The following is a 13,577-nucleotide window of genomic DNA, read 5'->3' as shown; positions in this document are numbered from 1 at the left end:
CACACATACATTTAATATATTCATACTGAACTAGTCTCAGTATGAAAAGAAATCATTACTGTAGCATTTAATAATTTGATACATACGGCCTTGGATATATTTTTACGCTATCTATCCTAAAGCTGAGCAAAAAATTATTTCCTACCGTTCGCTAGCGATTGAATAAACGCCAAGGTACGGCGATTAAACTGCTCCGGCTGCTCCACATTGCAGACATGGCCGCACTGTTCAATGACCGCCAGCGAAGAGCTGGCATCGCGGGCCACCTGTTCGCGTACCGGCGCCAGAAACATATGATCCTCCTCCCCCATCACATAGAGGGTGGGAATAGGGAGGGAGCGTTCGCGGAAGTAACGCATCAGCGGGTTAACCTCGGTGGCGAGGCGGAACCAGCGTTTGAACTCTTTCTGGCAGAGCTTGCGGGCCTCGCGCACAAAGAGGTTGCGCGACTCCTGATGGTGCTGGCGCGGCATGATAATGAAGGCAAACAGCCGGTAGAGCCACATATAGGGCAGGAAGTGCTGGCCGAGTCGGCCCAGTTGCACCAGCACCCGCGAGCGGATATCGAGCCGCAGGATAGCGCCCCCCAGTACCATGCTTTTGACCCGCTCCGGGCAGAGCTCGGCCAGATGGCGAATAAGGATGGTGCCAAGGGAGATGCCGACAAAGTGGGCGCGGCGGATATCGAGATGATCGAGCAGCCGAACGATATCTTCGGTCACTTCCCGAAAGCTGTAGTGGCCCTTGACCACCTGTTGCAGCTGGTGGGACTGGCCGTGGCCGCGCAAGTCCAGCAGCAGCACATTGAAGTGCTCGCGATAGGCGCGCAGCTGCTTGAACCAGATGGAGGAGCTGCCACCGGCGCCGTGGACAAACACCACCCAATCCCGCTCGGGACCCAGTTCGAAAGTCTTGTGATACAACATCCAATAGGCTCCCTTGGTGATGGGGGGTATACTCGGCTGCGCGCATATTAACAGAACAGGCCCGCCGATAGATATGCGCCTGACATGACCCGGATCACCCCTTGCGCGAGAACTTTCCATGGATTTGACCCGTTTGCGCCACTTTCTGCTGACCCTGCCGGGCGCCACCGAAGATACCCCGTTTGGCCCGGAGATCCTGGTCTACCGCATCGCGGGCAAGATGTTCGCGCTGGTGGATTGGCAGGCCGAGCCGCTCACCATCAACCTCAAGTGCGAGCCTGAGCTGGCGTTGCTGCTGCGCGAGATCCACCCCGAGGTCAAACCGGGTTGGCATATGAACAAGCAACACTGGAACACAGTGACCCTTAACAGCACCTTGCCAGATGATCTGTTGCAAGGCTGGGTGCACCACTCCTATGAGCGGGTTGTCGCGGGTCTGCCCAAAGCCAAACGACCACAGGCGCCGCGCCCCCTCTCCCCCACTGACGACCCAACCTTATGACCCCAGCACTGCGTATTGTCCCCCTTGGCGAGGCACATATCCCCGCCCTCGTGACCCTGTTTGAGCAGGCGGTGCGACGCAGCGGCCCCGAGCACTACAGCGCCGAGCAGGTAGAGCAATGGGCCCTCGGTTCACAACATCCCGGCTTTGTCAGCCAGCTGCGCGAACACCACGGCTGGGTGGCGGAGCTTGGCAATGTTCCCCTCGGTTTTGTCACTCTGAGTGCTGATGGCCACCTCAGTCTGCTCTATGTGAGCGCCGACCATCAGCGCCAGGGACTGGGCAATCTGCTGCTCACCACGGCGCTCGCGGGGGCCCGAGGGCTCGGTATGACCCTCATCACCACCGAGGCCAGCGCCTTCAGTTATGAGCTATTTTTACGACATGGCTTTACGTTGACCGGGCTGGAGTGCGTGGAGCGGGGCGGAGTCAGTTTTACTCGCCATCGCCTGCACTGCTGCTTGCCAAGCTAGGGCAAGCCACTAAAATACGCTTAATTTTCGTATTGTTACTGTATTGAGGCAGCAACCATGGTGGTAGAAAGTGAAGGCTATATCTCGCTGATCGAGTATCTGGTGGAGAGTTTGGGATTGTTTGAATCCCAGCAGCAGAACGATGGTGAAGAGACCATCGAAGATCTGGTCAGTGGCCGTGTTGCCAGCAACCTGATGGCCATTTGCGAGCAAAACCCCCAGCTCGATCCCAAGGTGCGTTTCGCCATCATGCAGGAGGCCGATGCCGTGGTCGCCGACCTTGAAGAGGTGCTCTCTGCCGTCTGGCTGCGCGCCCCGACCCCGGAACAGAAAACCTTCCTCATCGAGTTTATCGATCTCATCAAGAACCTGTTCGACAGCGCCATCGGCTGATCTGCCGTCAGGCCCTCTCGCCCAACGCAAGATTTCAAAGCAGCAGATAAGGAAAAGGGCCGCCTTGGTGGGCAGCCCTGCTTGCTATCATTTTCAACCCGCCAGTGCGTTCATTCATCAGGCGGTTATCAAGGCAAGAAATGTGTCTGGACTTTGCATCCGATCCCTGGACGCTACCTAGTTAGTCCCGACTGGTCGCAATAAGTTCCCTCCTCCGGCCATTTATTTTCACTTTTATTAAGAAATCGACTACAAACCTGTTCAGCGGTTCAGGCTGGGCGGCAAACAGACTCCAATACCACCTAATCCGCAGTAGCCATCCGGATTTTTCTCCAGATATTGCTGATGGTAATCCTCTGCGTAATAGAAGGGCGCCAGCGGCAGAATGCGGGTGGTAATGGCACGGCTGTCGCCGCTTGCCGCCATCGCCTGCTGATAGGCCGCCATGCTCTGCTGGGCAATGATCTGCTGGCGCTCGTCGCCATAGAAGATCACCGAGCGATACTGGGTGCCGATGTCCCCGCCCTGACGCATCCCCTGCGCCGGATCGTGCTGCTCCCAGAACAGTCTGAGCAGATCGCCATAGCTGATCACCGCCGGATCAAACACCACCTGCACCGTTTCGGCATGTCCGGTCAGCCCGCTGCACACCTCTTTGTAGGTGGGATTCTGGGTGACGCCGCCCTGATATCCGGCCGCGGTGGAGTAGACGCCCGGCTGCTGCCAGAACAGGCGCTCGACGCCCCAGAAACAGCCCATGCCAAACCAGGCGATCTCCATGTTCTCAGGCCAGGGACCCTGGGTCGGGTTGCCATTCACCGCATGCTGCTGACCAATCACCATCGCTTCGCGTCGTCCCGGCAGGGCATCTGCCGGTGAAATAATCTGTTCCATGAATTCTGTCCTTGTATAAAACCCTGTGAAATCACACAGCTGACGAAAAGGAGCATCGAAGATAACAGTTTATCGCGCCGGATCAACCGGCGGGCCCCTCCCCGCTCGCCCCGGCGGCCATCTACGCTTCCTGCCACCTGTTCCCAATCCGCACGGCCAAGCCGCCCCTCGTAGACCAGAAACGGTCAAAATCAATATTTAGTCTTGATTTGTGAATTAATTTTCATATATTGAGCCAATCGCTGTTTTTTTATGGAAGAAACATCAAGTGCGTGAACGCGAACCCAGTCTGGTCAATGCCTTCCGGCAATCCACCCCCTATGTCAATGTGCATCGGGGTGCCACCTTTGTGCTGATGATGGGGGGAGAAGCCATCTGCCACCCCAACTTCGCCAATATCGTCAGCGATATCGCTCTGCTGCAGACACTGGGCATACGCCTGGTGCTGGTGTTTGGTTCACGTCCGCAAAACGATGAGGCGCTGGCCCGCGCCGGTATCGAGGCCCAGTACCACAAGCGGATCCGGGTCACCGATGACGAGAGTTTCACCATCATCAAACAGGTGTGTGGCGGCCTGCAATACGACATCACCGCCCAGCTCTCCATGGGGCTCGCCAACACCCCCATGCAGGGGGCGCGGATCAGCGTGGTGAGCGGCAACTTCGTCACCGCCCAGCCGCTGGGGGTGGATGATGGCATCGACTTTTGCCACAGCGGCCGGGTGCGCCGCATCGACGTGGAGGGGATCACCCGCCAGCTCGATCAGAAGAGTCTGGTGCTTATCTCCCCCATCGGCTGTTCGGTCACCGGCGAGAGCTTTAACCTCAGCTCCGAAGAGGTGGCCCGCCGGGTAGCGGTCGACCTCAAGGCGGACAAGCTCATCTGCTTTAGCAGCACCCAGGGGGTAATGGACAGGCGCGGAGAAGCCATCTCCGAGCTCTTCCCCGAGCAGGCCGAAGAGCTGCTGGTGGAGCTGGAGCAGGCGGGCGAAGAGATGTCTGGCACCGCCCGCTACCTACGTGCGGCCATTGCCTCCTGCCGTGGCGGCGTGCCCCGCTCCCATCTGGTGAGCTATCAGGATGATGGCGCCATGCTGCAGGAGCTGTTCAGTCGTGATGGCCTCGGCACCCAGATAGTGCGGGAAAGTGCCGAGCAGGCCCGCGCCGCCACCATCGAGGACATCGGCGGCATTCTCGATCTCATTCGCCCGCTGGAGGAGGAAGGGATTCTGGTGCGCCGCTCCCGCGAGCAGCTGGAGATGGAGATCGACAAGTTCACCATCATCGAGCGCGATGGTCTCATCATCGGCTGCGCGGCCCTCTACTGCTTTATGGAAGAGGCGATGGCGGAGATGGCCTGCGTCGCCATCCACCCCGACTATCGCAACTCCAACCGTGGGGATCAGCTGGTGGCCAAGGTGGCCGAACGGGCCAAACGGCTCGGCATTCGCCGCCTGTTCGTGCTCACTACCCGCTCCATCCACTGGTTCCGGGAGCGGGGCTTCGATCCGCTGGAAGTGGAAGATCTGCCGGTGGCGCGCCAGCGTCTCTACAACTGGCAGCGCCGTTCCAAGGTTTTGTCAAAGACCATTGCCTAAGTCATTGATCCTGCGTTGAGTTAGCTGACAATTTGAACTTTTTCACAAACTCGATTGACAGTGCAATCCAACGCAGGGTATTTCTAAATGCACTCCACCGCCCTGGTGGAGCCAGAAGAGGAGCGCTGCCCAGGCAGCCCAAGGGAGGACGCCAGCGTCCGGTGAACTTGGGTCAGGGGGAGCAGCGCCGAGACGAGTGAGGAGACTGGTGACCTCAACGTCGGCTGCGGGGGCTGAATCCCCCGGGTTGTCATCGGTAGTGATCATCCCCCACCGCGCCCTGTCAGGGGCGGTACGGGATGGGCTCTGCAGGTGGAGTGCTTCTGGCCGGGATAGCTTCGTTCATTCCTGCCATTTTCAGCCTCCTCCTCTCTTTTTTGCCCGATGGAACCGGAATCTTAAAATAAGACAGGAGTAAGCAATGAGCCCGATCAATGTCGCCAAGTTTGGCGGAACCAGTGTCGCCAACTTCCCGGCCATGAATCACTGCGCCGACATCGTGCTGGCCAATCCCGCCACCCGGGTGGTGGTACTGAGTGCCAGCGCCGGTGTCACCAACCTACTGGTCGCCCTGGCACAAGGGGAGCTGGACGAAGCGGGCCGCGACGAGCAGCTGGCCAAACTGGCCGGGATCCAGCAGGCCATTCTGGCCGATCTCGGCGACCCCGTTGATGTGAGCACCCTCATTCATGGCCAGCTGGACGAAATTCGCCTCATGGCCCAGCAAGCCCACCAGCATACCGATGCGGAGCTGGCCGATCGCCTCATCGCCTGCGGCGAATTGATGTCTACCCGCCTCTTTACCGAACTGCTGCGCCAGCGCGGCGTCAAGGCCCACTGGCAGGATGTGCGCCAGCTGATACGCACCGACAGCCGCTTTGGCAAGGCCACCGTCGATCTGGCCACCACCCGTACCCTCTGCCAGCAGACGCTGGGCCCGCAGCTTGGCGACAGCCTTATCATCACCCAGGGCTTTATCGGTGCCGATGGCGATGGCCGCACCACCACGCTGGGGCGCGGCGGCTCTGACTACAGCGCGGCCCTGCTCGCCGAAGCGCTCGATGCCGCCAGTATCGAGATCTGGACCGATGTGCCCGGCATCTACACCACGGATCCGCGCCTCGTCACCCGCGCCCGCCCCATTCCCGAAATCAGCTTTGTCGAGGCGGCCGAGATGGCCACCTTCGGCGCCAAGGTGCTGCACCCCGCCACATTGCAACCGGCGGTGCGCCAGAATATTCCGGTGTTTGTCGGCTCCGCCAAGGATCCTGCCGCCGGTGGTACCTGGATCCGCGCCAGCACAGATTCAAGCCCGCTGTTTCGCGCCGTCGCCCTGCGCCGCCAGCAGGTGCTGGTGACCCTGCACAGCCTCAACATGTTCCACGCCTACGGCTTTCTGGCCGAAGTGTTCGGCATTCTGGCCCGTCACCGCATCTCAGTCGACCTCATCACTACCTCGGAAGTGAGCGTGTCATTGACGCTGGATCACACCGGCAGCCAGAGCAACGGCGAACCGATCATGAGCGACAAGGTACTGGCCGAGCTGGGGCAGCTCTGCAAGGTGGAGGTGGAAACCGGTCTGGCACTGGTGGCGCTCATCGGCAACCGAATGAGCGAAGTGAACGGGGTGGGCAGTCAGGTCTTTGACGCCCTGCGCGAGCACAACATCCGGATGATCTGCTACGGCGCCAGCGCCCACAACCTCTGCTTCCTGGTCAAGGAGAGCGAGGCGGGCAATATCGTCAACCGCCTCCATCAGGAGCTGCTGGACTGATCCTCACTGTGAGGCAATTCCGGCCATGCAACAGGGCACGCACAAGGTTAATGCCGATTAGTTAAGGATCAATTGACCGATCCTCTTGATGTGTAAAAATTCGAAACCAGTTGGCTTGGTTTCGGATTTTTTATGCGTATCGACCAGGCTCTCGACTTCCTCCACGCCAACAATACCGCCCAGTTTGAGTCACTCTCTGACCTCATTTTCCCCGAGCTCATCATGGCTCTGCTCGGCGAAGAGGGCGTCGCTACCCAGTGACCGTCCCGTTGTTGAACCCAGCGCCTTCCAGCAAGCCCACCAGAAGCTCGGGGACAAGAGTCACGAGACCGCCTAGCTCTGGCACCAACATGCCTATCACCCAAACTGATCGTCGCCGATGGTGTTATGTGGCGGATGCCCGATACCCCAGACTATGCCGCTGCGTTTGCCAATCCCGGCATCCAGCATGGCGAGACTGCTTATCCGCAGGTGCGCATGCTCTGCCAGATGGAGCTCACCAGCCACCTGCTTGTTCAAGCGGTCATGGATAGGATGGTGTTGGTGCGCAGACACAGTTTGCAACGGTAGCGGCGCATCCCCCAACTCCATCCCCAAGGCATCTGTGTTACCGGAACGAAGGGAGCAAAGTTACCCGCGATGTGAAGGCCAGGCCACAGAGGCATAGTGTGAAAAAAGCAAATAAAAATAATACCTTTCAGGCTTAACTGACTGGTATTAGTCACACCGGTGACCCCTTTTGCTGCGTTATTCAAGAGCCTGTCAGGCCCGCTCGGCATTGTGCGCAGGATCACTCCTGATCGAAATAATCCGCAGGCACCGCGACCACAGCACCGGTCGCCACCTCTTCGGCGATCACCTCAACCAGCGAGCGCAGATGAAACTTGATCTGTCCGGAGGGCAACATCAGGCCAATATCGGGGTTGCGGATATCCTGCATGTTGCCAGTTTTGAATGGCTGCTCGGGATAGCGCGCTACCAGATCTTGCAGTGAAGTAACCACCAGCTCGATATGTTCCAGCCCCGCCTGATGGACGCGACCCGGTTTCGGTGCAGCCAGCTCGATACAGGGTACCTGTACCTCACCAGCCAACAGCGGCTGATGCAACTGATAGGTGGCGATGGGACGTCCGCCAATCATACCCTCCACCAGCAAGGAGCCCGCCTCAGCCAGCACAGCACATAGCGCGCGGTACTCCTGCAGGGTAGCCGCCCGATAACAGAGGTGATCGACCGTTGGCTGTGAAATTATGACGCCAGTGGCGGTCAGTTCGGCCAGCAGCTGAGAAACAAATGGGGCCATTGGCCCCAGTGTGGAATCGAGTGGGTGGGACATGCTTACCATTTCTTCTTGGGTTGAAACAGGACATCGAGCTCGTCAGCTTCCTTGTCCTTGATATTTTGCAGATCCTGCGCGCTGTTTTGCTGCTGCAGCTCTTCAAGCTCCTTGAGCCCCTGACGCATATCTTCTTCACGGGCCAGCAAATAGGGATCCTTGTCGCCCACGCTCGCCATGGCAGAGAGCCCCTTGGTATAGAGCTGGCGGCAAGTGCCATATTGGCCCTGAATGCGGGCATCCATCGCCCGCTTGACCAGATTGGAGATGTTGATCTTGAGCTGCATCAGCTCGAGGCGGCGCTCTTCCTGGGCAAACCCCTGAGGGTCAATCTTGCCCTTGTTGTGCTCGACCCGCAGCACGGCCCGCATCTTCTTGACCAGCTGCAGCATCTGGATCGCCTGACGATCGGACTCCGGGGTCTTGAAATGCCCCTCATCCTGCACGCTGTAGTTCTCCTGCACATTCTTGATCTGGGCCTGCACATCGACGATGCGTTGCTTGATCTGATTGTTCGGCATCACCTGGGCGATGGCGCGATAGGCATCGAGGATCCGGTGCTGCAACAGCAACACCATGTTCTTGGAGAAAGGCACCAGATTGACGTTCAGCAGCACCTCTTCGGTCTCGTCGGCCACCGTCTTGTGTCTGGCAACGGCGTGACGCTTGTCCGCCTCTGCCTTCTGCTTATATTGCTGCACCACGTTATAGGCGATAACCAAAAACAGGAGTGCGCCGATAGACAGCAATACCAAAGTTAAAATCATAGGATGTCCAAACCCCTGTTCCTATCCAATTGCGTGATCCTACAACAGCTTACCCACTTAAGGTAGCCTGCAGATCCCCCCTTGCCCACGATTTGTCACCAAGCTGTGCCCCCGGTCTCAGGGAGAGATTGCAGGATCAGGGGATGATGACCATGACGGTCACCTCCCCATAGTATCGCCCATCAGCGCCATTACTTGAGGTTAAAGCCCCGCGATTGCAGGAATCCCAGCATGAAAGGGCGGGACTCCTTGCCCAGAATGGCGCGGATCTGGCCGCTCCAGGTCTGCTGCTTGTTGTTGCTGCTGCGGGCCTGATAGTAGTCCGCGATCTGCTGATCGTACCGGGCCAGCAGGTCGTGATCCAGCTCGTGCTGGTAGCGCTCCTGATGCACCACCAATCCCCTGGGCAGACGGGGTTTCTGCTCCGGCTGCTGGGCAGGATGACCAAGGCAGAGGCCAAACAGCGGGATCACCTGATGGGGTAAGCCGAGCAGCTCGCTCACCTCGGCCGGATGGTTGCGAATGCCGCCGATATAGACCCCGCCCATCCCCAGCGACTGGGCCGCCAGCAGGGCGTTTTGCGCCATCAGGGCGCCGTCGATGGCACCGATCAGCAACTGCTCCGCATAGCCGGTCTGGGCCTCGGGCACGATCTGGGTGTGGCGGTGGTAATCGGCGCAGAACACCAGAAACTCGGCCGCCTGCACCACATAGGGTTGATTGCCCGCCAGCATGGCCAGCTGCTGACGCGCCTCGGGTTCGCTGACTCGCACAATACTGGTCACCTGCAAAAAGCTAGAGGTCGAGGCGGACTGGGCGGCGGCGAGAATGACATCCAGCTGCTGCGGGGCGATCGGCTCGGCAGTGAACTGACGAATGGAGCGATGGGAAAGGATAAGATCGATGGTCTGATTCATGGCACCTCCAAAATGAGGTAACACCATAGCGAAAAAAACGAGGGAGCCCAAGGCTCCCTCGCACACCCAGCTTAAGGGGCCGGATAGACGTAAGGAGCTTGCAACCCGAGCGGGAAGCCGAGCGCCCAGTAGAGCAGCAGGAAAATCGTCCAGCTCACCAGGAAGGCCAGTGAGTAGGGCAGCATCATGGAGACCAAGGTACCGATCCCGGTGCTCTTCACATACTGCTGGCAATAGACCACCACCAGCGGGAAGAAGACCATCAGCGGGGTAATGATATTGGAAGCAGAATCCCCGACCCGATAGGCCGCCTGGGTCAGCTCGGGGGAGATCCCCACCGCCATCAACATGGGTACCAGGATCGGGCTGATCAGCGCCCACTTGGCGGAGGCCGAGCCGACTACCAGATTGACGCTGGCGGTGAGCAGGATCATCCCGACGATAGTCACCTCACCGGGCAACGCCAGCGCATGGAGCACTTCGGCACCGGAGAGGGCCAGCAGGGTGCCCAGGTTGGAGTCGCCAAACGCCTTGATAAAGAGCGCGCAGAAGAAGGCCATCACCATGTAGGAGCCCATCTTGTTCATGGTGGCCGACATGGCATCGATCACATCCTTGCCACTCTTGAAGCTGCCTGCGACAAAGCCGTAGACAATTCCGGGCAGGATAAAGAGCAGGAAGATGAGCGGCACTATGGACTTCATCACCGGCGCGGCAAAGGTGGTCAGGGAGCCATCGGCAGCACGCAGCGGTGAATCGCTCGGGGAGAGCGCCAGCGCCAGCAGCACGATAGCCGCCAGCATGGCAAACCCGGCCCAGTTGAAGGCCTGGCTCTCTTGCGCGCTGTAGCGCCCCATCTCGTCGGCACTCTCCAGATCCTCGTTGAGCGCCACGTGCTTGAGGCGCGGCTCCACCACCTTTTCGGTGATGAACCAGCCGACGCAGATGATCAGCAACGAAGAGGCACCGGTAAAGATGATGTTGCACAGGGTGTTGACCATGTAGTCAGGATCGAGCAACTGAGCGGCGGACTGGGTAAAACCCTGCAGCAGCGCATCCCCGCCGGAGGGCAGGAAGTTGGCGGCAAAACCGCCGGAAACGCCGGCAAAGGCAGCGGCGATCCCCGCCAGCGGATGGCGTCCGGCAGCGTGGAAGATGATGCCACCGATGGGGATCACCAGCACATAACCCGCATCTGCGGCGGTGTGGCTGACGATCGCTACCAGGATCAGCATGGGAGTGAGAAAACGGGCAGGCGTCACTTTCAGCAACTTTTTCAGACCGGTATTGATAAAACCGGACTGCTCGGCCACCCCGACCCCGAGCATGGCTACCAACACGATCCCGAGCGGGGCAAAGCCGGTAAAGGTGGTCACCATGGTAGAGAGAAACTCGGCCAGACCGGCACCGGTCAGCAGGTTGTTGACCACTACCGCCTCCCCGGTACGGGGGTTGACCAGATCAAACTGGAATTGTGACAACACCCAGGAGCCGACCCAGACGATCAGCAAAGCGTAGAGGAACAGCATGGCGGGGTCGGGTAATTTGTTCCCGGCTTTCTCGACGCCATTGAGGAAACGGTTCAGCCAACCCTTGGGAGGGCTGGCCGGACGGTCATTGACAGCAGCATGACTCATTATTGCGATACTCCTTTCCCTAGAAACGAGGTCGCATGCTAGCAATTCCAGTCAATCCGTCTCATGACCAATCGCAAAAGAATGATTAATTTTGATTAAATATTGCGGAATAAAATCCCAAGTTGTGGCCTAACGCACACTTGTTACTCTGCCATCACGGCATCTAGCAGTGGATAACGCCCAACCTGGCACTCCACCACGAAACCGCTCGCCTCAACTTGCGCCACAGTCAGCGGCTTGCTGAACAGATATCCCTGGAACACATGGCACCCCTGGGTCTGCAGGGCGGCCAGCTCGTGAGGCTCCTCTACCCCTTCCGCCATGATCCCCAATCCCAGATTGGTGGCCATGGCCGCAGTCGCCCGGATCACCGGCAAGTTGAGGCCGACCACGAAGGAGCGATCCAGCTTGATGTTGTTGATCGGCAACCGGTTGAGATAGGCCAGCGAGGAGTAGCCGGTACCGAAATCATCGATGGCAATCTTGATCCCCTGTTCGCTCAAATCGTCGAGAATGCCGAGGCACCCCTTCATATCGAGCATCAGTACGGTTTCGGTCAGCTCCAGCGTCAACAGGGAGGCATCCACCCCGTGCAGCTCCAGCTGCTGGCGAACTTGCCCGGGCAGCGCCGACGAGAGCTGGAAACCGGAGAGGTTGACGGAGACCGGCACTCGCTGATGGAAGCGCTTCTGCCAGCTGGCGACCTGTGCCAGCGCGGTGGAGAGCACCCAGCTGCCGATCTCGCGGATCAGCCCCATCTCTTCGGCCAGCGGGATAAATTCCACCGGCGAGACATGGCCGAGCACCGGGTTGTACCAGCGCAGCAGTGCCTCGTAACCGATCAGACGCCGTTTGGCGGCATCGACCTGCGGCTGGTAACAGAGGCTCAGCTCCTGACGGCCGATGGCCTTGGCCAGAAACTGTTTGAGATTGAGCTTGCGCTGCAGGGTCTGTTGCATGCTGGGGGTGAAACGCTGCCAGCGCAGCCGCCCCATCTGCTTGGCCTGATACATAGCCATGTCGGCACGGGTGATGAGGTTGTCCCCGTCATCCGCATCATCGGGATAGATGGCGATACCGATACTGCCGCCGATGGTCACCTCCGGCAGCCCGCTCAGTTGCAGCGGCTTGGTCATCTGGGAGAGCATCTGATCGGCCACCTCTTGCGCCCGATCCCCCTGATTGCCCAGCGGCACCAGTGCTGTGAATTCATCGCCACCGAGGCGAGCCAGCTCCACATCCCGCGGGCAGATCTGTTTGAGGCGACCGGCGACCCGCTCCAGCAGGCGATCTCCCGCCTTGTGGCCGTAGTTGTCGTTGACCAGCTTGAAGTTGTCCAGATCCATGAACACCAACGCGAAACGCTCCCCCAGCCCGCAATAGGCCTCAAGGGATTTCATCAAGCCATACCGATTGAGCAGGCCGGTCAGGGAGTCGTGCCAGGCGAGGTGGCGATGCTCCAGCTCCTCAAGCTTGCGATCGGTAATATCCCGCATGGTGAGCAGAATGCGGGCCCCCTGCTGGATATAGCGGAACTGATACTGGAACCAGCGCATCCCCTTGAGGGTACGGCACTCCCCCTCGGTCACCACTTCATCGAGACGGGAGAGCTTCTGGTAGAAGCTGTCATCATTGCCGGAGAAAACCTGGGAGAGCTTGGCGATCTGGTGGCCGAAACACATTTCGAAGTGATAGTTGCCACTCTCGAACACACCATGGCTATCGAACAGGCAGGCAAGGGTATCGCCGGTTGCCAGCGAGGACTCCTGATAGAGGGTATCGGAGTCGAGCACCGCTTCGGTCATCATCATCAGACGGCCAGCCAGTTGAATACCGGAAAGGCGCAGATAGATCTGCTTCTTGACCCCCTTTGGGGAGAGGGTCCACCACTCGTTGTAACTGCGCCCCTGCTGAAAATCACCCAGATAGCGCTGCAGCAGCAGATCGATGGCGGTTGCCATATCGGCAGAGAAGTCGCGGGAGCAGAGTTCGTCGAGAGACGTCGCCTCCCACACGGAGAGCGCGGCGCTGTTTGCCCAGAAAATATGGTGATGCTCGATGTCATAAACCCAGATCGGAGTATGCAGAACATCCATCGTCTTCAGTAACCGTTCGTCAAGCGTATTCATCTGGTCAAGGTCATTCATGCTGGATGGTCACTGGTTAACCGGAAAACAGATCTGGCAAACCGCTAGCTGCAGAATGCAAGGTGCAAATACCTCTCGGCCATTATCCCTTTTCACATAGCCAAGAGCGGACAAAACTATTTCAGATATCAACAACAGGGCAGCCTGTAAGGCAATACTACAAAGGACTCAGCCAAGGACCCTGTTAATCCAGGCAAATCATATAGTCGATTTT

At 58.8% G+C, this 13,577-nt stretch carries 12 protein-coding genes, 1 pseudogene and 1 riboswitch; of the genes and pseudogenes, 6 read left to right on the top strand and 7 right to left on the bottom strand.

Translation table 11 applies throughout. From position 1 onward, the window contains the following. Nucleotides 1–134: 134 nt before the first annotated feature. Nucleotides 135–926, bottom strand: coding sequence for an alpha/beta fold hydrolase (locus tag AACS18_RS19555; protein ID WP_108611909.1), 792 nt, complete (start codon nt 924–926; stop codon nt 135–137). A gap of 118 nt (nt 927–1,044) precedes the next feature. Here AACS18_RS19555 and AACS18_RS19550 point away from each other — a divergent pair, with 118 nt between their 5' ends. From AACS18_RS19550 to AACS18_RS19540, 3 genes are read left to right on the top strand one after another with little or no spacing between them, the layout of a single operon-like run. Continuing rightward, nucleotides 1,045–1,428 (top strand): MmcQ/YjbR family DNA-binding protein, encoded by a 384-nt coding sequence (locus tag AACS18_RS19550; RefSeq protein WP_108611908.1) that lies wholly within the window; start codon nt 1,045–1,047, stop codon nt 1,426–1,428. Then, complete coding sequence (locus tag AACS18_RS19545) at nt 1,425–1,901, top strand: GNAT family N-acetyltransferase (protein WP_108611907.1); 477 nt, start codon at nt 1,425–1,427, stop codon at nt 1,899–1,901. Before AACS18_RS19550 ends, AACS18_RS19545 begins: the two co-directional genes overlap by 4 nt. Before the next feature lie 57 nt (nt 1,902–1,958). Next, the gene (locus tag AACS18_RS19540; protein WP_005333735.1) at nt 1,959–2,294 is read left to right on the top strand and encodes a DUF3802 family protein; all 336 of its coding nucleotides are present in this window, start codon (nt 1,959–1,961) and stop codon (nt 2,292–2,294) included. Between the two features lie 261 nt (nt 2,295–2,555). On the opposite strand, the gene msrA is transcribed toward AACS18_RS19540, so the two are convergent. Then, nucleotides 2,556–3,188, bottom strand: coding sequence for a peptide-methionine (S)-S-oxide reductase MsrA (msrA, locus tag AACS18_RS19535; RefSeq protein WP_108611906.1), 633 nt, complete (start codon nt 3,186–3,188; stop codon nt 2,556–2,558). 268 nt (nt 3,189–3,456) lie between these two features. Between msrA and argA the strand changes: the two genes are divergently transcribed. The 3 genes and pseudogenes from argA to AACS18_RS19520 all read left to right on the top strand — a co-directional run. After that, nucleotides 3,457–4,785: an amino-acid N-acetyltransferase gene (gene argA, locus AACS18_RS19530; RefSeq protein WP_005345063.1), complete on the top strand. Its 1,329-nt coding sequence runs from the start codon at nt 3,457–3,459 to the stop codon at nt 4,783–4,785. Between the two features lie 107 nt (nt 4,786–4,892). Continuing rightward, nucleotides 4,893–5,116: riboswitch (Lysine riboswitch) on the top strand. Between the two features lie 90 nt (nt 5,117–5,206). Next, nucleotides 5,207–6,559, top strand: a complete 1,353-nt coding sequence (gene lysC, locus AACS18_RS19525) for a lysine-sensitive aspartokinase 3 (protein WP_108611905.1) — start codon at nt 5,207–5,209, stop codon at nt 6,557–6,559. A gap of 132 nt (nt 6,560–6,691) precedes the next feature. Beyond that, nucleotides 6,692–7,090 (top strand): annotated as a pseudogene (locus AACS18_RS19520) (IS4 family transposase); the annotation flags it as partial. A gap of 259 nt (nt 7,091–7,349) precedes the next feature. Here the strand turns inward: AACS18_RS19520 and AACS18_RS19515 are convergent. The 5 genes from AACS18_RS19515 to AACS18_RS19495 all read right to left on the bottom strand — a co-directional run bounded on the left by AACS18_RS19515 (nt 7,350) and on the right by AACS18_RS19495 (nt 13,312). Continuing rightward, entirely contained in the window at nt 7,350–7,904 is a 555-nt protein-coding gene (locus AACS18_RS19515; protein ID WP_181363223.1) for a VOC family protein, read from the bottom strand. Further along, the gene (locus tag AACS18_RS19510) at nt 7,898–8,662 is read right to left on the bottom strand and encodes a DNA repair protein (RefSeq protein WP_108611902.1); all 765 of its coding nucleotides are present in this window, start codon (nt 8,660–8,662) and stop codon (nt 7,898–7,900) included. The genes AACS18_RS19515 and AACS18_RS19510 overlap by 7 nt, the downstream gene beginning before the upstream one ends. 191 nt (nt 8,663–8,853) lie before the next feature. Continuing rightward, nucleotides 8,854–9,579, bottom strand: coding sequence for an oxygen-insensitive NADPH nitroreductase (gene nfsA, locus AACS18_RS19505; RefSeq protein WP_108611901.1), 726 nt, complete (start codon nt 9,577–9,579; stop codon nt 8,854–8,856). 71 nt (nt 9,580–9,650) lie between these two features. Then, nucleotides 9,651–11,216: an AbgT family transporter gene (locus tag AACS18_RS19500; RefSeq protein WP_108611900.1), complete on the bottom strand. Its 1,566-nt coding sequence runs from the start codon at nt 11,214–11,216 to the stop codon at nt 9,651–9,653. A 143-nt stretch (nt 11,217–11,359) separates the two neighbouring features. Further along, nucleotides 11,360–13,312 carry a putative bifunctional diguanylate cyclase/phosphodiesterase gene (locus tag AACS18_RS19495; RefSeq protein WP_013723827.1) on the bottom strand — a complete coding sequence of 651 codons (1,953 nt, stop codon included), beginning with the start codon at nt 13,310–13,312 and terminating at the stop codon, nt 11,360–11,362. Nucleotides 13,313–13,577 lie beyond the last annotated feature (265 nt).

Source organism: Aeromonas sp. HMWF015, assembly GCF_963878965.1.
In the GTDB taxonomy this organism is placed as follows: Bacteria; Pseudomonadota; Gammaproteobacteria; order Enterobacterales; family Aeromonadaceae; genus Aeromonas; species Aeromonas veronii.
Note: the sequence above shows the minus strand (reverse complement) of the source record. Positions and strands in the feature narration are given on the sequence as shown.